Source organism: Skermanella pratensis, from assembly GCF_008843145.1.
GTDB classification, from domain to species: Bacteria; Pseudomonadota; Alphaproteobacteria; order Azospirillales; family Azospirillaceae; genus Skermanella; species Skermanella pratensis.
In genome coordinates, this window is the sequence record NZ_CP030265.1 from 3,154,245 (window position 1) to 3,173,823 (window position 19,579).

The following is a 19,579-nucleotide window of genomic DNA, read 5'->3' on the forward strand; positions in this document are numbered from 1 at the left end:
TTTAGCGGCAGCCCGACCTTGACGAAGTCCATGTACTTGTATCCCCCGCGCCATAGACGAACGTGTTCGTCTGATAGCCGATCGGGGTCGCGAAGCTCGCCGAGGCGCCGAACATCACGGCGACCACGAAGGGCCTCGGATCGACGCCGAGCTGCTGCGCGATCCCGATGGCGATCGGCGTCAGCAGCACGGCGACGGCGTTGTTGCTGACGATCTCCGTCAGGACGGAAGCCAGGAGATAGACCAGCGAAAGCATGATCAGGGGCTCGTTGCGGCCGACCGCGTCGACCACGGCTCCCGCCACCAGTTCGACCGCCCCCGTCTTCTCCATGGCGGCGCCGAGGGTCAGCATGCCCAGGATCAGGAACAGGATTCGCCACTCGATCGAGCGGTAGGCCTCGTCCCGGTCGAGGCAGCCGGTGAGCACGACGCCGACCGCAGCGATCAGCGCCAGACCCGCGATCGGCATGATGTCCAAGGCCGCCAGCATGACCACGACCAGGACCGCGCCGATCGCGATGGGCGCCTTGGCACGGCGCATCGGGTTGTGGACCGGTTCCGTCAGGTTGATCAGGTCGCCCGACTCGACCAGGCGCCGGATGCCGTCCTCCGGCCCTTCCAGGATCACCATGTCGCCGACTTCGAGGCGAACCTCCTCGAACTTCTCTCGCAGATTGATGCCTTGCCGGTGTACCGCAATCATGTAGAGGCCGTACCGCCGCCGCAGATTGAATTCCGCAAGCCGATGATCGACGAAACCGGAGCGTGGGCCGATGATGCCTTCCACCACGCGGGTGCTCCGCGTCGACATCTCCTGCAGGTCGACCTGCGGATCGAAGGCGAAGCCGGCATGCTCCCGCAGGCCCATCACGCCTTCCATCCCGCTCTTCATCAGGATGCGGTCGCCCGCGCGCAGCACGACGGTATCCAGTTCCCGGCGCAGCGATTCGTCCTGCCTCACCACGTCGATGACCCGGGCGTTGGAAAGGTTGACGAGTTTGGCCTCCTTCAGGGTCATGCCCATCACCGGGCTGCCGGGAGGCACCACCACCTCGGTCAGGTATTGACGCTGGGGCTGGTTGGACAGCAACTCGCCCGTGGTCTCGCGGTCCGGCAGCAGGCGGTACCCGACCAGCACCAGATAGGTGATGCCGATCAAGGCCATGATCACTCCGAAGCCGGTGATCTCGAAGATGCCGAAGGCTTCCATGCCCATGCGCTGGGCAACCCCGTCCACCAGCAGGTTGGTCGAGGTCCCGATCAGCGTGCAGGTGCCGCCGAAGATCGCGGCGAAGGACAGCGGGATCAGCAGCTTGCTGGGCGCCATCCCGAGATGGAGGCAGAGCCGGACCGCGACCGGCGTCAGGATCACCACGACGGGCGTGTTGTTGATGAAGGCCGACGTGACCACGGCCAGCCCGACCAGCATCACGAAAGCCAGCATCCGGTCGCGCCCCACCACCCGCATGGCGGCGTTGCCCATAGCCTCCACGACGCCGGTCCGCTCCAGCGCGGCGCTCAGCACGAACATCGCCGCCACCGTCGCGACCGCATTGTTGCTGAAGACGGCCAGCACCTCGCTGGTGTCCAGGACGCCGGTCAGGAGCAGGATGGCGGCCGTCGACAGCGCCACGATGTCCGGCGGCACCCACTCGCGGATGAAGGCGATGAATACGCCGACGAGCAGCGCGAACACCACGATGGTCTGGAAAGTGAGGGCGGACATCGGACTCCGGAAATGGCGCGGGGGCCGGTCGCGGGATGCGAGCTTCAATGGCGCACGCTTCGCTATCATCAGCGGTCGCGCGCGACAAGCCGCAAAAAAAGCTTATAAAGCTAATGCTGTTATGTCGGAGCCCGGGCCTCTATACTGGCCCCGAGATGACGCTGGGCGGCGGTCGGCAGGTTGAAAGTGGACGGTCCACCGCCCACCCTTCCAGTGCAGCAGACGAGCAGCGAACAACCACGCAACCGGGAACTGCCGGCAATGCCGTTCCTGAACGGAGACATGAGTATGGGTTCCTTCAGCCTCTTCCACTGGATCATCGTTCTGGCGGCCGTGATGCTGCTGTTCGGCACCAAGCGGATTCCCCAGGCGATGGGCGACATCGCCCGCGGCATGAAGCAGTTCCGGAACGGCCTTCGGGAGGATGAATCCCCGGAAGTCCAGGCGACCGCCGCCAGCCGCCCCGCAGAACTGCCCCGCGATACCGTTTCGCGCACCTGACCGCGACGCCGCACGGTCTTTTCGGACTGCGGAGGACCCACCGCGCGACCAGGGCGGTGGGTCCTCCGCATCTTGATTTACGAGCCCTTAATACCTCCGGGCGCCTATTCGACCGAGGGACAGAAAAATAAACGGAGCTGGCCTGGAGGGCTTAACGCGCCCGGGCCGGATAGTGCTCGATGAACTTCAAATCCACCGCCATGGCCGTGGGACTGGTACTGACCTTCGCAGCCGGAGCCTGGGTCAGCACGGTGATGCTGGCTCCTCCGCCGCGCACCACCACGGTAACCGTCGAGCCGTCACCGGCCCCGTCCCGCCCCGCCGTGCCCGCATCTCCTCCCCCGACCGCGCAGAGCGCCGCCGAACCGCCACCCGCGTCGATCCTTCCGCCGATGCCACCGGCAGCGCCAGCTTCACCGGAACCGGCCCAGATGCAGGATGAGGCACTGCCGGTGCAGGATGAGGCACTGCCGGATGCCCGGGAGATCGACCCCGCTCCGGAACCGCCCCAGCCCCCCGAGACCGCAACGGAGCCGCAGGAATCCGACCAGTCCCCTCCGGCCCGGATGGCGGCGGAGACTGTTCCCGCATCGCCGCCCACCTCCTCGTCGTCCGCCCCGCCCGAGCCTACTCCCGCCGAACCGGCCCCGGCCGAGACGGCGCCTACGGGGGCCGCTGCGGAGCCGCCGGTCGCGGCGCTGCCTCCCCCCGCGCCGGAAGCAAAGCCTGATCCGGCTCCTGAAGCATCGCCCGAGAAGGCGGAAGCTGCCTCCGAGCCGGCCATGGATCCCGCGATCATGGCGCTCAGCGACCTGGTGGCCAAGCCGCGCGAGGCCATGCCCACCCCTCCTGCGCCCACGCCCAGGCCGGCCCCTGCCGCCTCGCCCCCGCCCGCCCCGGAACGGCCTGCGGACATCGCCTCCGGCCGTTACTACACGATCCAGGTCGGCAGCTTCCAGGATCCGGCGAACGCCGCCAGCCTCGCGCGCGAGCTTTCGGGAAAGGGCTGGGACGCTTTCGTCTCGGACTGGACCAACGGCGCGGGCAAGACCTGGAAGGTGGTCCGGGTCGGCCGCTACGGCACGGAGAAGGAGGCGTCCGACGCCTCCGCGGAACTCCGCAGTGCGGCAAATCTTCGCGGTAATGTCATCAGAGTCCGATAACTCACAATTTTCTTATAGTGGCTGTTGATCGGATAGAAGCCCTCTGGGTACATTGGGCGCTACTGGTGTTGACCATAACTAATAAAAAACAGCCCCTGCCGCGGGGTTGGGCGCCGGAGGAAACGCCGTCCATGAGCCAATCCATCCTGATCGCCGACGACGAGCCGAGCATCCTGCTCTCGCTCCAGTTCCTGCTCCAGAAGGCCGGCTTCGAAGTCCGCCTCGCCAGGAACGGCGAGGAGGTCATCCAGGCGGTCGAGCAGTCGGTTCCGGACCTGATCCTGCTCGACACCATGATGCCCAAGCGCGACGGTTTCGACGTCTGCCAGACCATACGGGCCAATCCCGCCTGGCAGGGGCTGCCCATCGTCATGCTGACGGCCAAGAGCCGCGACGTGGAGCGGCAGAAGGGGATGGCGCTCGGGGCGACGGATTATATCACCAAGCCGTTCTCCACCCGCGACCTCGTCGAGACGGTGCGCAAGCACCTCGCCGCCGCCTGACCGCCGGCACGGGAGCCTGCAATCCATGGACGGACGCCGCAGACTGGCCTTCCTGTTCGCGTCGGTCGGCGCGGTGGCTGCCGTTCTGATGATCCTTCTGCCGATGGCGCTCGCGAACGCCGGTGGGAGCGGAGACCCCCTGGTGACCCAGGCCGTCGCCGGGGTAGCCATCGCCTTGGCCGCCGTTTTCGCGCTGTGGCGGATCGTGGACGGAAGCATCCTGCGGTCCCTGACGGCGCTGGCCGGCGAGGCCCGCGTGATCGGTCACGGCACCGTCGCGGCCCGGGTTCCGCCGGAGCGGTACGCGGCGCTGGCGCCCCTGCCGCAGGCGATCAACGAACTGGGAGAAAAGCTGGCCGCGGCCCGGTCCGACATCGACGAGGCGGTCGCCTCCTCGACCGCCGTGGTCCAGGAACAGAAGAGCCGGCTTTCCACCCTGTTGCGCGACCTGCACGAGGGCGTTCTGGTGTGCAACCAGCAGCACCAGATCCTGCTCTACAACCAGGCCGCCCTTACCCTGCTCCACCTGACCGGCGACCTGGGCCTCGGCCGGAACCTGCTCCAGGTGGTGACCCGGGCGCCCGTGCTCCACACGCTGGAGCGGCTGACCCTGCGGGTCAAGGACGGGCGCCACCACAGCCACTCCATGGGCGTCACGGCCGAGTTCGTCGCCGCGACGACCGATGGACGCTACCTGCTCCAGGGACGCATGAGCCTGATCCTCAAGGAGGAGGACGTCATAACCGGCTATGTGGTCACCTTCGACGACGTCACCGCCGAACTCGCGGCTCTGGGCAAGCGCGATGCGGTCCTTCGCGCCGCGACCGAGGGTTTCCGGCCGCCGGTCGCCAACCTGCGGGCCGCGGCCGAGACCTTGTCGGACAATCCGGACCTCGACAGGGAATCGCGCCGGGCCTTCGAACAGGTGATCCTGGAAGAATGCGCGGCCCTGGCCAACCGCCTGGAAAGCGTCACCGGCGACTACCGCAGCATCATCACCGGCGCTTGGCCCATGAGCGACATCCACTCGGGCAACCTGATCAACCTGGTGATCGCCCGGGTCGTCGCCGCCGGCGGGCCGAACATCACGCTGACCGGGCTGCCGCAGTGGCTGCACGGCGACAGCTACAGCCTCGTCGTGCTGCTCGACCATCTGGTGGGCCGGCTGGGCGAAGTCACCGGCGCCAAGAACTTCGATCTCTCGGCGGAGACCGGTGGATCCTGGGTCTTCGTCGACATCTCGTGGAGCGGCACGCCGGTCGCCTCGTCCCTGGTGGACAGCTGGATGGAACAGCCTCTGCCCGACGCGCTGGGCGGCCTGACCGTCACCGACGTCCTCCAGCATCACCGGAGCGAGCTGTGGTGCGACGCGCCCCGTCCGGGACTGGCGCGCATGCGCGTGCCGCTGCCGCCGACCGAGCAGCTCCATGGCCACGCGGACCGGGCGCCGCCCTCGGCGCGGCCGGAATTCTTCGACTTCTCCCTGCTGCACCAGCCGATCGCCACGGCCGAGCTGGGCCGGACGCCCCTCGACAAACTGACCTTCGTCGTTTTTGATACCGAAACGACCGGCCTTCGCCCGTCGGACGGGGACGAGATCATCCAGATCGCCGGCGTGCGGATCGTCAACGGGCGCATCCTCACCGGAGAGACCTTCAGCCAGCTCGTCGATCCCGGCCGGCCGATCCCGCCGGAGACCATCCGGTTCCACGGCGTCACCGACGACATGGTGCGCGGCAAGCCCCGGGCCTCTGTGGTACTGCCGCAGTTCCACCTGTTCGTGTCGGGCGCCGTGCTGGTCGCCCACAATGCCGCCTTCGACCTCAAGTTCCTCAAGATGAAGGAAAAGGTCAGCGGGGTCCGGTTCGACCACCCCGTGCTCGACACGATGCTGCTGTCGCGCCAGCTCCAGGGGCCGGACGCCGACCACACGCTGGACGGCATCGCCAAGCGGATGGGCATCCAGGTGGTCGACCGCCACACCGCCCTGGGCGACAGCCTGCTGACCGCAGCGATCTTCCTGCGGTTCGTCGACATGCTGCGGGAGCAGAATGTCATCACCCTCGACGACGCGATCCGAAGCGCCAACATCCTGGTCGAACTGCACGCGCGGGAGCGGGCGTTTTGACCACCCGGCGCGACAGGGCGCCCCCCGGTGGATCTCCGGGATCACCGTCGGGTGAACGCCTCGTCGCGCTGTTCCTGCTGGCGCTGGTGCTGTTCAACCCGCCGCTGCTGAAAGCGTTCGGCGCTCCCGGCTCGTTTTTCGGCTGGCCGGCGCTGCTGGTCTACATCTTCGGCACCTGGGCCCTGGTGATCGTCCTGCTCGGGCTGGCGATGGAACGACGGCACCGCGACGAGGACAATCGGTGATGCCGGCGTCGCTGATCGCCGTCGCCTCCTTCTCCTACCTGTTCCTGCTGTTCGCGATCGCCTGGGTGGCGGACCGCAGGGCCGACCGGGGCCGCAGCGTCATCGCGAGCCCCTATGTCTACGCCCTGTCCCTCGGCGTCTTCTGCACCACCTGGACCTTCTACGGCAGCGTCGGACGGGCAGCGACCCTCGGCATCGGGTTCCTGCCGGTCTATCTCGGGCCGACGCTGGTCATGGTGCTGGCATATCCGGTGATCGCCAAGATCCTGCGGATCGCCCGCAAGCAGCGCAGCACCTCGATCGCCGATTTCATCGCGTCCCGCTACGGCAAGAGCCAGCTGCTCGGCGGTCTGGTCGCCGCCGTCGCGATCGTCGGCATCACGCCCTACATAGCGCTGCAGCTCAAGGCGGTGTCGGTCAGCTTCGACCTGCTGGCCGGTACCGACCCCTCGGGCTTCGGGACCGGTCCCCAGGCGGCCCTTCTCGCGGACAAGGCGTTCTACGTGGCCTTGCTGATGGCCGCCTTCGCCATCGTGTTCGGCACCCGCAACATCGACGCCACCGAGCACCACCAGGGGATGGTCGCGGCGGTCGCGTTCGAGAGCGTGATCAAGCTGGTCTCCTTCCTGGCGGTCGGCATCATGGTCGTGTGGGGCCTGCATGACGGCTTCACCGACCTGTTCGACCGGGCGGCGGCCGATCCGAGGACCGCGCGCCTGCTGACCGCAGAGCCGGCCCTGGCGGACGGCAGCTGGATCACGGTCACGCTCCTCTCCATGGCGGCGATCATCTGCCTGCCGCGCCAGTTCCAGGTGACGGTGGTGGAGAACATACGGGAGTCGCACCTGCGCCGCGCGGTCTGGCTGTTCCCGCTCTACATGCTGCTGATCAACCTGTTCGTGCTGCCGGTGGCGGTTGCCGGCATGCTGCTGTTCCCCGGCGGCACGGTCGATCCCGACATGTTCGTCCTCGCCGTGCCGCTGTCGGAAGGCTGGCGCGCCCTCGCCATGTTCGCCTTCCTGGGGGGCCTGTCGGCGGCCACCAGCATGATCATCGTGGAGACGGTGGCGCTCAGCACCATGGTTTCCAACGACCTCGTCATCCCGGCGCTTCTCAACCTGCGTGTCCTGAAGCTGGACCGCCACCCGGACCTGACGCCCCTGCTGCTGGCGATCCGGCGCGTCGCCATCCTGACGATCCTGCTGCTGGGCTACGCCTATTTCCGGTTCGCCGGCAGCGCCTATGCGCTGGGAGCCATCGGGCTGATCTCCTTCACCGCGGTCGCCCAGTTCGCCCCGGCCCTGATCGGCGGCATCTTCTGGAGCCGGGCGACCCGGCGCGGCGCCATCGCCGGGCTGGTCGCCGGCATCGCCGCCTGGACCTACACGCTGCTCCTGCCCTCCTTCGCGCGGTCGGGCTGGCTGGACCCCGGTTTCCTGACCGATGGTCCCGCCGGCATGACCCTGCTGCGCCCCTATGCCCTGTTCGGCCTCGAAGGGCTCGACCCGCTGTCGCATGCGCTGTTCTGGAGCATGCTCGCCAATCTCGGGCTCTATGTCGGCGTGTCGCTGTTCGACCGGCCCAGCGTCGGGGAGCGGGTCCAGGCCCACGCCTTCGTCGACGTATTCCGCCAGACCGAACGTTCGATCGAGGGCGGCACTTGGCGGGGCAGCACGACGGTCGGCGACCTCGTCGCCCTGGTCGGGCGGTTTCTCGGGCCGCAGCGTGCCGAGCAGGCTTTCGCCGGCTTCGCCCGGGGCCGCAACATCGACCTGCGCCGCGACCGCCGGGCGACCGCCGAACTGGTCCGGTTCGGCGAGCGGCTCATGGCCGGCGCGGTCGGCGCCGCCTCCGCCCGCGTGGCGCTCGCCTCCGCGATCAAAGGCGGCGAAGTTACCATGGCCGAGCTGTTGCGAATGCTGGACGAGACCAGCCAGGTGCTGGAATACAGCCGGCAGCTCGAACAGAAGTCCGCCGAGCTGGAGCGCACCTCGGCGGCGCTTCGGGCCGCCAACGAAAAGCTGCTGGAACTGGACCGGCTCAAGGACGAATTCCTGTCCACCGTCACGCACGAGCTGCGGACGCCGCTGACCTCCGTGCGAGCCTTCGCAGAGATCCTGCACGACAATCCCGACATCGACCGCGAGCAGTCGCAGGAGTTCCTGGGCCTGATCATCCGGGAGAGCGAGCGCCTGACCCGGCTGATCAACCAGGTCCTCGACATGGCCAAGATCGAGGCGGGCGAGATCGACTGGACCATCGGCCCGGTCGATCTCGCCGCGATCATGCGCGACGCCGCGGCGACCACCGCCCAGGTGTTCAAGGATAAGGACATCGTCCTGGAACAGAATGTTCCGGCCGGCGTGCCGCTGGTCCGGGGAGACCACGACCGACTGACGCAGGTCGCGATGAACCTGCTGTCCAACGCCGCCAAGTTCACCCCGTCCGGAACCGGCCGGGTGGTTGTCAGCGTCGAGCCGGTCGCGGAGGGGGTCCGCGTCGCCGTCGCCGACAACGGCCCGGGCATCGCGCCCGGCGATGCGGAAATCGTCTTCGACAAGTTCCGCCAGGTCGGCAACACCATGACCGACAAGCCGCAAGGCACCGGCTTGGGCCTTGCCATATGCAAACGCATCGTCGAACATCTGGACGGTCGCATCTGGGTGGAAACCGCTCCGGACCGTGGTGCAACCTTCGCCTTCGTCATCCCTTACCAGAGCGCTTCTTCAACCCCTTCTCCCCCGGGCGCCGAAACAGTGGCGACCGCAGCCGAAGATTGACGGAAAAGGCGTGTCCATAATTCTCATCGGTTTTCTTGCCAGTCTCGCCGCCGGTTCCGCCACCGGCCTGGGGGCCGTGCCCCTGCTGTTCCTGCGCAAGGTCTCCAGCCGCCTCCAGAACGGGCTGCTGGGTTTCGCCGCCGGCGTGATGCTGGCGGCCTCGTTCTTCTCGCTGATCCTGCCCGCGCTGGAGACCGGCGCCGGGCCGGCCGTGGTCGGTGCCGGCATCCTGCTCGGCGCCACGTGCCTCTGGGCGCTCGACCTGTTCACCCCGCACGAGCATTTCATCAAGGGCCGCCAGGGTCCGGAGACCGACACTTTCAGGCGCATCTGGCTGTTCGTGATCGCCATCACCCTGCACAACATCCCGGAAGGCCTTGCGGTCGGCGTCGGCTTCGGCACCGGCAACACAGCGATCGGGTTTCCCCTCGCCTTCGGGATCGGCCTCCAGAACATGCCGGAAGGCTTGGCCGTGGCCGTGGCGCTCCACAGCATCGGTTACCAGCGCGGCAAGGCCGTCGCCATCGCCCTGGCGACCGGGTTGGTCGAACCGCTGGGCGCGCTCTTCGGGCTTCTCGCCGTGTCCCTGGCGGCCCCCCTGCTCCCCTGGGGACTCGCCTTCGCCGCCGGCGCCATGATCTTCGTGGTCAGCAACGAGATCATCCCGGAAACCCACCGCGCCGGGCTGGAGAAGGCGGCGAGCGTCGGCCTCATGCTGGGGTTCGTCATCATGCTGTACCTGGACGTCTCGCTCGGGTGATCATCCGTCCACTTTCTTGTTAGTCAGGGTGAACCCCAACGGAGGATTACCATGGCCGACGAGCAGCGCCCGGGCGAGACCCCGACCAGCCCAAAGAGCCCCCGCATCCCACGCCCGCCATCCAAGGAGGAGGTGGACCAGATCAGCGAGGCCCAGTCCATGATCACCGACGACTGGACCGGCGAAGGCGGCGAAAATCCGGCGGACCAGGAAAAGCCGGCGGACCGGTGATAAGCTGGATGCCGGTCCGCTGATCCGCAGTCCCAGGGAGGAGAAGGAATGGGCGAAAAGCTGAACGAACGGGCGAACGGCGTGTACATCATCGCCGCCACGCCGTTCGAGGACGACGGCAAGCTGGACCTTGCCAGCACCGACCGGATGGTGGACTTCTACCTGGAGTGCGGCGTCGACGGCATGACGATCCTCGGCATCATGGGCGAGGCGCCGAAACTTACCCCGGACGAGCAGCAGGACTTCATGCGCCGCGTGTTCGACCGGATCGCCGGCCGCATTCCGGTGATCGTGGGCGTCAGCAATCCGGGAACCAACAACCTCGCCGCATTCGCTCATTCCGCCCTGGATGCCGGTGCCGCCGGCGTCATGATCGCCCCCCTGTCCGGCCTGAAGACCGAGGAACAGGTGATCGCCTATTTCGCGGAGACCCTGCGCATCCTCGGCCCCGACGTGCCGGTCGTGTTCCAGGACTATCCGCAGGTGACCCAGGTCCCCGTCTCCGTCGCGACGCTGCGGCGGGTGTTCGACGACCATCCCCAGATCGTGATGCTGAAGCACGAGGACGCGCCGGGCCTGCGCAAGCTCAGCCAGATCCGAAACTGGCCCGACACCGGCGGACGCCGCATCAGCATCCTGGTCGGCAACGGCGGGCTTCACCTGCCCCAGGAACTCAGGCGCGGCGCCGACGGCGCCATGACCGGCTTCGCCTACCCGGAGATGCTGGTCCAGGTCTGCCGCCGCTTCTTTGCCGGCGACGCCGATGGGGCCGAGGACCTGTTCGACACCTACCTGCCGATCGTGCGCCACGAACAGCAGGCCGGCATCGGCCTCGCCATTCGCAAGGAGATCCTGCGCCGGCGCGGGGTCCTGGCCTCGGCCGCCGTCCGCGCGCCCGGTCCCAGGCTCAACGCCGACGACCATAAGGAACTGGACAGCTTGATGGCCCGACTGGAGACCAGGCTGGGCGGCTGATCCGGAATGCCGAATCAAAAGCGCCGGCGGGGGATCGCTCTCCCGCCGGCGCTTTCATTTAACCCGACTCCCGGGTTGGCCTCAGCCTTCCAGGAAGGTCTTCAGAACCCGGGCGTGCTTTGCCCGGCCGAGCCGTTGCAGCGCCTTCGCCTCGACCTGGCGGATGCGCTCGCGGGTCACGTTGTAGTCGCGGCCGATGTCCTCCAGCGTCTCCTCGGTCCCGGCAAGGCCGAAGCGACGGCGGATGATGTCGGCCTCGCGCGGGTGAGGTCGTCCAGGATCTCCGACAGCTTCTCGCGCAGCGAGCCGGCGGCGATCGCGTCGAACGCACCGGTCGTGGCGCTGTCCTCCAGGAAGTCGCCCAGCCGCGCGCCGTCGTCGTCGTCACCGACCGGAGCGTCCAGGCTGACCGCGTCGGCCGCCATGCGCAGCAGTTCGGCGACCTTCTCGACCGGCATCGCCAGAGCGGTCGCGATATCCTCGTTGGTCGGCTCGATGCCCCGGCGCAGGCGGAGCTGAACCGCGCAACGGCGGATCTTGGTCAGTGCCTCGCAGGCATGGGCCGGCATGCGGATCGTGCGGCCCTGGTCGGCCAGCGCCCGGGTCATCGACTGCCGGATCCACCAGGTCGCATAGGTCGAGAACTTGTAGCCGCGCCGCCAATCGAACTTCTCGATCGCGGTCATCAGGCCGATATTGCCCTCCTGCACCAGATCCAGGAACGGCAGGCCCCGGTTCAGATGCTTGCGGGCCAGGGCCGCGACCAACCGCAAATTGGCCTTGGCGAAGGATTCCTTGGTGCGGATCTGGTCATTCTGCGACCGCTGCAGGCGGGCGGAGAGCTCGCGGAACTGGCTGATCGGCAGCTCGACGGTCTGGCCGATCTCGGCCAGCTCGGCGAACAGGGCATCGACTTCCTGGCCCTTGCGCTCGGCCAGCTTGGCCCAGGCACCGCTCTTGGCAGCCCGCTTGGCCAGCCAGTTCTCCTCATCCTCGGAGCCGAGATAGGCTTCCAGGAAGGCCTCGCGCTTGATGCCGCTGGCCATGACGACGCGGGCCAGACGACCGTCGACGCCGACGATGCGCCGGTTGACGTCGCGCATTGCGTTGATCAGCTCGGTGCGCATGTCGATCGACAGCGGCAGCTCGCGGATCAACGCGGCGGCAGCCGCGGCGTCGGTCCGATGGACCGCCTCGATCCGCTCCAGCGCCTCGACCACCGACGCGGCCAGTTCGGCAGCGGATATCACCGGAACCGCCACGGCCTCCGCTACTTCCGTATCCCCATCGGCGACCTCGGCGAGGTCGTCGTCCAGCGCCGCGTCCTCGCTCTCGGCTTCGGCCCCCAAGCGGGCGAATCGCTCGAGGTCCACGACGGTGCCGACATTGACGGAACCGTCGCGCAGACCCTGGAGGCTCCGCATGAGCCGGGTGCAAGTGAAGGGGCTGGCCGCGATCACGTCGTCGATGGCGGCACGGGCGGCCTCCATGCGCTGGGCAAGCGTCACCTCCTGCTCACGCGTCAGCAGCGGGTGCTGCGCCACGTCACGCAGGTAAAGCCGGACCGGGTCGGTCGAATGCTCGGCGAAGGCGATGTTGCCGCGGGCTCCCGCAGTCTCGTTGCGCACCGCAGTGGCGCGATCGGCGTCGGCGACAGGATGCGCCGTGATTTCAAGGGCGGTCATAACGATTGTCCTCGGATTTCCAACTCAGTCCCGCCGACCCCTGCCGAGGCGGAGGAATAGAAATTCACTCGTTTCGGAAACCATTGTCGCGGCACCGCCTTCGTCTCGCGGCACCGCTCACGTTACCAAAATCTGACACAGCTATTTCCGATCGGTGAACGGCGGGCCATTTCGGTCTTTACGGGCAGTTTGTCAAGGGCTAAACCGCGAATTCCAGACAACACGGTACAGGTCGTTTTGTCGCGCCCCATTATTCCGCAGCCTGCGGGATTCTGTTCCCGGGCTCGATCCGGGCCAGCGCGGCCTCGACAACCTCAGGCCCCACGCCGGTCTTGTGGGCAAATTCGCTCAAGTGCCGCCGCCACGCCCGGCCGCCGCGTTGCCCCTGGAACAGACCTGTCATGTGTCGGGTAATAGCGTTCAGAGGCACGCCTTCGACCCGCCGGGCCTCGATATAGGGCAGCATCCGGCGCACCACCTCGTCCCGAGTCGGGACCGGTTCGATGCCGCCGAGGAATCGCCGGTCTACCCCGGCCAGCACGTAGGGGTTCTTGTAGGCCGCCCGGCCCAGCATGACCCCGTCTACCACCTGGAGATGATCGGCCGCAGTGTCCAGGTCCAGGATGCCGCCGTTGATGGTGATGTCCAGATCAGGGTTCTCCCGCTTCAGCCGGTGGACCAGGTCGTAGCGCAGCGGCGGGATGTCGCGGTTTTCCTGGGGGCTCAGACCGTTCAGCCAAGCCTTGCGGGCGTGGACGATGAACCGGGTGCAGCCGGCGGCCCGCACGGTCGCGATGAAGCGGTCCAGCGTCGGCCACTCCTCCATCTCGTCGATCGCGATCCGCGATTTGACGGTCACGGGGATCGACACGGCAGACCGCATCGCGGCGACAAGGTCGGCGACGAGGTCGGGCTCCGCCATCAGGCAGGCGCCGAACCGCCCTGACTGCACCCGGTCGCTCGGGCAGCCGACATTCAGATTGATCTCGTCGTAGCCGAACCCTTCCGCGACCCGGGCGCACTCCGCCAGCGCCCGGGGATCGCTGCCGCCCAGTTGCAGCGCGACAGGGTGCTCTTCGGGATTGAAGGCCAGCAGCCGCTCCCGCGGGCCGTGCAGGATCGCCCCGGTCGTCACCATTTCGGTGTACAGCAGCGCGTGCCGGCTGATCTGGCGCAGGAAGTACCGGCAGTGCCGGTCGGTCCAGTCCATCATGGGGGCGACGGAGATGGGATAGGGGCGCGTGGTCACTTCAAGTCTCATCACTCAGCTGGCATGCCGCCCCTAGTCCCGCCATGGCATGATCGGCACGGTCGAGACGGCGTTCATCGGCGATCCGTCCACCATCTTGGTGCTGTAGCTCAGATAAACCAGGGTATTGCGCTTGCGGTCGAACATCCGCACCACTCGGGTCTCCTTGAACAGGATCGAGGTGTCGGCGGTGAAGACCTCCTCGTTGTCGCGGAGTCGGTCGGGAACGGTGATCGGGCCGACCTGCCGGCACGCGATGGAGAAGCGCGAGGGGTCCTCCGCCAGTCCCAGGCTGCCCGAGACCCCGCCGGTCCGGGCCTGGCTCAGATGGCAGGCGACACCCGGGACCTTCGGATCATCGAACGCTTCGACGCAGACCCTGTGATTGGCCCCGAGGAGCTTCCAGGCCGTCGTGACGCAGCCAACCTCCTCCGCCCCTGCCGGAGCGACCGCAGCCAGGCTGATGGCTACCCCGACCAACGCCCCAGCGAAACCGTACCGGCTCATACCTGTTCTCCGTCATGGACATCCGCGGCAACAGACACGCGGAACGACCGCCGAAGTCAAGGACCCTCAGGGGCGATATGACACAGGACGACTATCGACATAAAATGTTAATAAATGTTACATGCGGCAGCCTTGAATGTTGCCGCATGTTGCGCCGCGGATAACCGGTACGGCTGACGAACAGCACCTGGGGGATGGAAATGGACACGACCGTGGAAGCGACCAGCCAAAAGGTGGCGCGCGCGAACAAGCCCGAGCCGCAGCCGAAAGCCGAGCCGCTGGAGTTGCCGCCCGACCGCTTCATCAACCGGGAACTGTCCTGGCTCGCCTTCAATGACAGGGTGCTGGGCGAGGCCCACAACACCAATCACCCGCTGCTGGAGCGGCTGCGTTTCCTGTCGATCTCGGCCAGCAACCTGGACGAGTTCATCATGGTCCGTGTCGCGGCCTTGAAAGCCCAGGAGCGCGCCGGCGTCAAGGCGCTCACCCCCGACAACCTTCTGCCGGAACAGCAGCTCGCGCTGATCAACCAGGCCATCATCCAGTTGAACGACCAGCAGCAGGACTGCGCCAACGCCCTGCTGGAGGAGCTGCGCGAGGCCGGCATCTGGGTCGTGGGGCCGAAGGACCTGTCGGACGACGACCGGGCCTGGGCCGAGGCCCGCTTCCTGCGCGAGATCTTCCCCGTCCTGACTCCCATCGCCGTCGATCCGGCCCATCCCTTCCCCTTCATCGCCAACCGGGGAGTGGCTCTCGTCCTCCAGCTCAAGGACCCGGAGAAGACCGAGCCGCTCGACGCGCTGATTCCGCTTCCCAACCAGCTGGAGCGGTTCGTGCGGCTACCGGGAACGGGCACCCGCTTCCTGCTGCTGGAAGATCTGGTGCTGATGTTCCTCGACCGCCTGTTCCCTCCGCCGCTCAAGCTGACCGGTCACGGCCTGTTCCGGGTGCTGCGCGACAGCGAGATCGACATCGACGAGGAGTCGGAGGACCTGGTCCGCACCTTCGAGAGCGCCCTCAAGCGCCGCCGGCGCGGCAAGGTCATCAGCCTCGCCGTCGAGGCGGAGACGACCCAGGACCTGCGCGAGTTCCTGGTCAGCGAGCTGCGGGTCTCCCCCGGCGACGTGTTCGTCCAGAAGGGGCTGATCGCGCTGGGCGACGTCAAGCAGCTCATCCTGGACGAGCGGAGCGACCTGCTTTTCCCGCCGTTCACCGCCCGTTTTCCCGAGCGGATCCGGGATTTCGGCGGCAACTGCTTCGCGGCAATCCGGCACAAGGACATCCTGGTCCATCATCCCTACGAGAGTTTCGACGTGGTGGTGCAGTTCCTGCTCCAGGCGGCGCGCGACCCGGCGGTGGTCGCGATCAAGCAGACGCTGTACCGGACCAGCAAGAACTCCCCCATCGTCGCGGCCCTGATCGAGGCGGCGGAAGCCGGCAAGTCGGTCACCGCCATGGTCGAGCTGAAGGCCCGCTTCGACGAGGAAGCGAACATCCAGTGGGCGCGCGACCTGGAACGCGCCGGCGTCCACGTGGTCTATGGATTCGTCGACCTGAAGACCCACGCCAAGGTGTCGCTGGTGATGCGGCGCGAGGCCGACGGGCTGCACAGCTACGTCCATTTCGGCACCGGCAACTACCATCCGATCACGGCCAAGGTCTACACCGACCTGTCGTTCTTCACATGCGACCCCGCGCTCTGCCACGACGCTTCGGTCATGTTCAACTACATGACCGGCTACGCCAAGCCCCAGCACCTGGAGAAACTGGCGATCGCCCCGCTGACGCTGCGCAGCCGGATCGTCGAGATGATCGACCGGGAGATCGCCCACGCCCGCGCCGGCCGCAAAGCGGCGATCTGGATCAAGCTCAACTCCCTCGTCGATCCCGACATCATCGACAAGCTGTATGAAGCCTCCCATGCCGGCGTGCAGATCGACATGATCATCCGCGGCATCTGCTGTCTGCGGCCCGGCGTGCCCGGCCTGTCCGAGAACATCCGGGTCAAGAGCATCGTCGGCCGCTTCCTGGAGCACAGCCGGATCATGTGCTTCGGCGACGGCCACGGCCTGCCGTCGTCCAAGGCCAAGGTCTTCATCTCCTCGGCGGACTGGATGCCGCGGAACCTGGACCGGCGGATCGAGACCCTGGTGCCGATCGAGAACGCCACGGTCCACGAGCAGATCGTCGAGCAGATCATGGGCATCAACCTGCGCGACCGGGCGCAGAGCTGGCTGATGGGGCCGGACGGCTGCTTCACCCGCATGGAGGCGGAGCTGGGAGCCCCGAACGCGCATACCTATTTCATGCAGAACCCCAGCCTGTCCGGCCGGGGCAGCGCCCGGAGCGCAAGCCGAGGCTGATTTTTCCTGCCATGGTGTCGCCACTCGCGCCTGGAGAATGCGGTGAACCAACATCCGCATTCTCCAGAGCCGGAGGAACCACCATGGCACTGTTCCGCACCTGCGCCGCCGCCGTCGTCCTGTGCGCATTCCCTTTCCAGGCAGGAGCCATGAAGCTGGACTACGACGTCTATGCCGGCGGTCTGTTCCTCGTCAGCGGCGCGATGACCCTCGTCATATCCGGCGACCGCTATTCCGCCGACGTCGAGGCGAAGGGCGGCCGGCTGGTCGACCTGCTGTCCCGCTGGTCCTACCGGGCCTCCGCCGACGGTCGGGTGGAGAATGGCGTCCGCGTGGAGCCCGAGCAGTTCCGTTCCGACCGAAAACAACGCAAGCGCCACCGCACGCTGGTCCTGGATTACGATGGCACCGGCAACGTGTCCGTCACGGCCGAGCCGCCCCAGTCCGAACTGGCCTCCGGCGCGGTGGCGCCGGAGTTCCGCCCCAACACCCTGGATCCGGTCAGCGCCGCGGTCGGGATCATCGCCGCCAGCGGCGAGGCCGGTTGCACGGGTACCTTCCCGGTCTTCGACGGCCGGCGCCGCTACGATGTCACCGTGAGTTCGGAAGGCCTCGACACCCTCCAGAAGTCGCCGCGCAACATGCACCAGGGCGCCGCCGAGAAATGCACCATCCGCATCCATCCCGTCGCCGGCTTCGAGCGTGACCGCGACGAGGGCGAATTCTTCCAATACGGCGTGGACCGGACCGCCACCGCCTGGTTCGCCGCTCCTCTGCCCGGCGAACCCCGGGTCCCGGTCAAGATACAGGTGGGGCTGGAATGGATCGAGGTCGTGATGAACCTGGTTTCCGCCCGTAGCGGGTAAAGGATGGAGGCAAAGATCCAGACCGCCGCTTGTCGGTCGGGCCGACATCTGTTCCGTAATCGACGCACTCATTTCCTGCCGATCTTTTACTGCCGGATCAAGTGGCGCAGGTCGAGGCCAGCCAAGGTTCGGAGCGCCCGCCTGGTATCCAGGGCCACCCGGATCAGCGCCGGTATCTGGCCGGGGCGGCCAGCGACGCTCGCGAGGACGGCGCCCAGCGCCACCCGCCCGTCGGGTCCCATGCCGACCAGCGCGGCGGGGGAAGCTCCCGCTCCGCCGGGTCGGCGACGGCCCGCACTACCGCGAACGGCACTCCGGCGTCGGCACAAAGCCGGGCCACTTGCCCGCTCTCCAGATCGACCGCGACCGCGCCGGTGCGGAAGTGGAGATCGCGCTTCGCCGCGATGCCCGGCACGATCGCCGCCACCCCGGCGACCGGCGCCCGCAGGGCTGCTTCCGGCACCGCTTTCCCCAGCGGCAGGCCGGCCGCCAAGCGGCTGCCATCCTCCAGCACCACATCCGACGCAACCACGAGAGTTCCCGGGGCCAGGCACGGCGCCAGGCCGCCGGCAATGCCGAAGCTGATCAAGCCGTCGGCACCCTCGGCGAGCAGCCGCGCCGCGCCGCCGGTGAGCGCGACCGGCAGGCCGGACCGGCGGGCGATCCGGGCCTCGGCCTTCATGCCGACCACAATGCCGGGCGTCATCAATCTCGCCTAAAAATCATGCAATAAATCCTGGTTTGAATACAATTTGACCATGCCTTTCCGGCTTTGGGAAGCATCCGGCTCTCTCTCCGCCCATCCGGGCTTCCTGGCACCCAAATTGCTGAAGAATGAACCGCTGATGATCGGCAAGTCAAAGAGACAGGGTGGAGTAGAGACGAATGGCCGGACCGGCGGATATCGAACTCGCTGCGGTCACCAAGATGTATGGGCCGGTAACGGCGGTCGACTCGATCGACCTTCGCATTCCGGCGGGGACATATTGCTGCCTTCTGGGACCCAGCGGCTGCGGCAAGACTTCGACGCTCCGGATGATCGCGGGACATGAATCTGTAACCGACGGCGACATACTTCTCGGCGATACGCACATCAACGACCTGCCGCCCGCCCGGCGCGGCACCGCGATGATGTTCCAGAGCTACGCGCTGTTCCCGCACCTCACCTGCGTCGACAACGTGGCTTTCAGCCTGAAGCTGAAGGGGGTTTCGAAGACCGAGCGCCGGGCCAAGGCGATGGACCTGCTCGGCCTCGTCCAGATGGACAAATACGCCGAGCGGCTTCCCGCCCAGCTCTCCGGCGGGCAGCAGCAGCGGGTCGCCCTCGCCCGGGCGCTGATCACCAATCCCAGCGCCCTGCTGCTGGACGAGCCGCTGTCGGCGCTCGACCCGTTCCTGAGGGTCAAGATGCGGGAGGAGCTGAAGCGCCTTCAGCGCGAGCTGGGCATCAGCTTCATCCATGTCACCCACGGTCAGGAGGAGGCCCTGGCGCTGGCCGACCTGGTCGTGGTGATGAACAACGGGCGGATCGCCCAGGCCGGCTCCCCGCGCGAGGTGTTCAACCGGCCGCGCGACGCCTTCGTCGCCCGCTTCATCGGCGGCCACAACGTCCTGTCGTTCCTCGACGGTGCCGCCGGCCGGCAGTTCGCCGTCCGGACCGACAAGATCCGCCTCCTGCCCGACCAGTCGGCGGCCGGACCCAACAGCTTCACCGGCACGGTCCGTCTGGTCGAGTACCAGGGGCCGATGGTTCATCTGCGCCTGGCGTCCCCCGGCGTCGAGGAATTCGCCGTGACCGTCACCGAACAGGCCTTCTTCGCGGCTCCGCTCAACGCCGGCGACAGGGTTACCGCCGTCTGGGCCCAGGAAGACATGCACCCGCTCGCCGCCTGATCCC

18 protein-coding genes are annotated in these 19,579 nt (G+C 67.3%); 12 read left to right on the forward strand and 6 right to left on the reverse strand.

Annotation, left to right across the window (positions count from 1 at the left end):
* Position 1: 1 nt before the first annotated feature.
* Entirely contained in the window at positions 2–1,726 is a 1,725-nt protein-coding gene (locus tag DPR14_RS14380) for an SLC13 family permease (protein WP_211103776.1), read from the reverse strand.
* Positions 1,727–2,014: 288 nt separating this feature from the next.
* On the opposite strand from DPR14_RS14380, the gene tatA reads away from it, so the two are divergent.
* From tatA to DPR14_RS14425, 9 genes are all read left to right on the forward strand, one after another.
* A complete protein-coding gene (gene tatA, locus DPR14_RS14385; RefSeq protein WP_158045759.1) occupies positions 2,015–2,227 on the forward strand; it encodes a twin-arginine translocase TatA/TatE family subunit in 213 nt (70 codons plus the stop codon).
* Between the two features lie 179 nt (positions 2,228–2,406).
* Entirely contained in the window at positions 2,407–3,390 is a 984-nt protein-coding gene (locus tag DPR14_RS14390) for an SPOR domain-containing protein (protein WP_158045760.1), read from the forward strand.
* Between the two features lie 131 nt (positions 3,391–3,521).
* Positions 3,522–3,893 carry a response regulator transcription factor gene (locus DPR14_RS14395; RefSeq protein ID WP_158045761.1) on the forward strand — a complete coding sequence of 124 codons (372 nt, stop codon included), beginning with the start codon at positions 3,522–3,524 and terminating at the stop codon, positions 3,891–3,893.
* Positions 3,894–3,918: 25 nt separating this feature from the next.
* Positions 3,919–6,021, forward strand: coding sequence for a 3'-5' exonuclease (locus DPR14_RS14400; protein ID WP_246148168.1), 2,103 nt, complete (start codon positions 3,919–3,921; stop codon positions 6,019–6,021).
* A complete protein-coding gene (locus tag DPR14_RS14405) occupies positions 6,018–6,266 on the forward strand; it encodes a hypothetical protein (RefSeq protein WP_158045762.1) in 249 nt (82 codons plus the stop codon). The genes DPR14_RS14400 and DPR14_RS14405 overlap by 4 nt, the downstream gene beginning before the upstream one ends.
* The gene (locus DPR14_RS14410) at positions 6,266–9,046 is read left to right on the forward strand and encodes a sensor histidine kinase (protein ID WP_192498950.1); all 2,781 of its coding nucleotides are present in this window, start codon (positions 6,266–6,268) and stop codon (positions 9,044–9,046) included. The genes DPR14_RS14405 and DPR14_RS14410 overlap by 1 nt, the downstream gene beginning before the upstream one ends.
* A gap of 10 nt (positions 9,047–9,056) precedes the next feature.
* Positions 9,057–9,806, forward strand: a complete 750-nt coding sequence (locus DPR14_RS14415) for a ZIP family metal transporter (protein WP_158045764.1) — start codon at positions 9,057–9,059, stop codon at positions 9,804–9,806.
* Positions 9,807–9,857: 51 nt separating this feature from the next.
* Entirely contained in the window at positions 9,858–10,037 is a 180-nt protein-coding gene (locus tag DPR14_RS14420; protein ID WP_158045765.1) for a hypothetical protein, read from the forward strand.
* 48 nt (positions 10,038–10,085) lie between these two features.
* The gene (locus tag DPR14_RS14425) at positions 10,086–11,012 is read left to right on the forward strand and encodes a dihydrodipicolinate synthase family protein (RefSeq protein WP_158045766.1); all 927 of its coding nucleotides are present in this window, start codon (positions 10,086–10,088) and stop codon (positions 11,010–11,012) included.
* Between the two features lie 81 nt (positions 11,013–11,093).
* On the opposite strand, the gene DPR14_RS29110 is transcribed toward DPR14_RS14425, so the two are convergent.
* From DPR14_RS29110 to DPR14_RS14445, 4 genes are all read right to left on the reverse strand, one after another.
* Positions 11,094–11,261, reverse strand: a complete 168-nt coding sequence (locus DPR14_RS29110; RefSeq protein WP_158045767.1) for a sigma factor-like helix-turn-helix DNA-binding protein — start codon at positions 11,259–11,261, stop codon at positions 11,094–11,096.
* On the reverse strand, positions 11,189–12,697 hold the full coding sequence (locus tag DPR14_RS14435; RefSeq protein WP_158045768.1) for a sigma-70 family RNA polymerase sigma factor: 1,509 nt from the start codon (positions 12,695–12,697) through the stop codon (positions 11,189–11,191). The genes DPR14_RS29110 and DPR14_RS14435 overlap by 73 nt, the downstream gene beginning before the upstream one ends.
* 250 nt (positions 12,698–12,947) lie before the next feature.
* The gene (gene dusA, locus DPR14_RS14440) at positions 12,948–13,958 is read right to left on the reverse strand and encodes a tRNA dihydrouridine(20/20a) synthase DusA (protein WP_158048147.1); all 1,011 of its coding nucleotides are present in this window, start codon (positions 13,956–13,958) and stop codon (positions 12,948–12,950) included.
* Between the two features lie 21 nt (positions 13,959–13,979).
* Positions 13,980–14,453 (reverse strand): CreA family protein, encoded by a 474-nt coding sequence (locus DPR14_RS14445; protein ID WP_158045769.1) that lies wholly within the window; start codon positions 14,451–14,453, stop codon positions 13,980–13,982.
* A 200-nt stretch (positions 14,454–14,653) separates the two neighbouring features.
* On the opposite strand from DPR14_RS14445, the gene DPR14_RS14450 reads away from it, so the two are divergent.
* Together DPR14_RS14450 and DPR14_RS14455 are read left to right on the forward strand one after the other, a co-directional pair.
* Positions 14,654–16,816, forward strand: coding sequence for an RNA degradosome polyphosphate kinase (locus DPR14_RS14450; protein WP_158045770.1), 2,163 nt, complete (start codon positions 14,654–14,656; stop codon positions 16,814–16,816).
* Between the two features lie 83 nt (positions 16,817–16,899).
* On the forward strand, positions 16,900–17,682 hold the full coding sequence (locus DPR14_RS14455; RefSeq protein ID WP_192498951.1) for a DUF3108 domain-containing protein: 783 nt from the start codon (positions 16,900–16,902) through the stop codon (positions 17,680–17,682).
* Between the two features lie 163 nt (positions 17,683–17,845).
* Here DPR14_RS14455 and DPR14_RS14460 read toward each other — a convergent pair whose 3' ends face one another.
* Positions 17,846–18,388, reverse strand: coding sequence for a phosphorylase family protein (locus DPR14_RS14460; protein WP_158045772.1), 543 nt, complete (start codon positions 18,386–18,388; stop codon positions 17,846–17,848).
* A 179-nt stretch (positions 18,389–18,567) separates the two neighbouring features.
* Between DPR14_RS14460 and DPR14_RS14465 the strand changes: the two genes are divergently transcribed.
* Positions 18,568–19,575: an ABC transporter ATP-binding protein gene (locus tag DPR14_RS14465; RefSeq protein WP_158045773.1), complete on the forward strand. Its 1,008-nt coding sequence runs from the start codon at positions 18,568–18,570 to the stop codon at positions 19,573–19,575.
* The last annotated feature ends 4 nt before the right edge of the window (positions 19,576–19,579 follow it).

Coding starts and splice junctions, on each gene's coding strand:
- DPR14_RS14455 (WP_192498951.1), top strand. CDS start 16,900: ATGGCACTGTTCCGCACCTGCGCCGCCGCCGTCGTCCTGTGCGCATTC.
- DPR14_RS14445 (WP_158045769.1), bottom strand. CDS start 14,453: ATGAGCCGGTACGGTTTCGCTGGGGCGTTGGTCGGGGTAGCCATCAGC.
- DPR14_RS14420 (WP_158045765.1), top strand. CDS start 9,858: ATGGCCGACGAGCAGCGCCCGGGCGAGACCCCGACCAGCCCAAAGAGC.
- DPR14_RS14410 (WP_192498950.1), top strand. CDS start 6,266: ATGCCGGCGTCGCTGATCGCCGTCGCCTCCTTCTCCTACCTGTTCCTG.
- tatA (WP_158045759.1), top strand. CDS start 2,015: ATGGGTTCCTTCAGCCTCTTCCACTGGATCATCGTTCTGGCGGCCGTG.
- DPR14_RS14450 (WP_158045770.1), top strand. CDS start 14,654: ATGGACACGACCGTGGAAGCGACCAGCCAAAAGGTGGCGCGCGCGAAC.
- DPR14_RS14400 (WP_246148168.1), top strand. CDS start 3,919: ATGGACGGACGCCGCAGACTGGCCTTCCTGTTCGCGTCGGTCGGCGCG.
- DPR14_RS14465 (WP_158045773.1), top strand. CDS start 18,568: ATGGCCGGACCGGCGGATATCGAACTCGCTGCGGTCACCAAGATGTAT.
- DPR14_RS14380 (WP_211103776.1), bottom strand. CDS start 1,726: ATGTCCGCCCTCACTTTCCAGACCATCGTGGTGTTCGCGCTGCTCGTC.
- DPR14_RS14390 (WP_158045760.1), top strand. CDS start 2,407: ATGAACTTCAAATCCACCGCCATGGCCGTGGGACTGGTACTGACCTTC.
- DPR14_RS14425 (WP_158045766.1), top strand. CDS start 10,086: ATGGGCGAAAAGCTGAACGAACGGGCGAACGGCGTGTACATCATCGCC.
- DPR14_RS14460 (WP_158045772.1), bottom strand. CDS start 18,388: ATGACGCCCGGCATTGTGGTCGGCATGAAGGCCGAGGCCCGGATCGCC.
- DPR14_RS14395 (WP_158045761.1), top strand. CDS start 3,522: ATGAGCCAATCCATCCTGATCGCCGACGACGAGCCGAGCATCCTGCTC.
- DPR14_RS14435 (WP_158045768.1), bottom strand. CDS start 12,697: ATGACCGCCCTTGAAATCACGGCGCATCCTGTCGCCGACGCCGATCGC.
- dusA (WP_158048147.1), bottom strand. CDS start 13,958: ATGAGACTTGAAGTGACCACGCGCCCCTATCCCATCTCCGTCGCCCCC.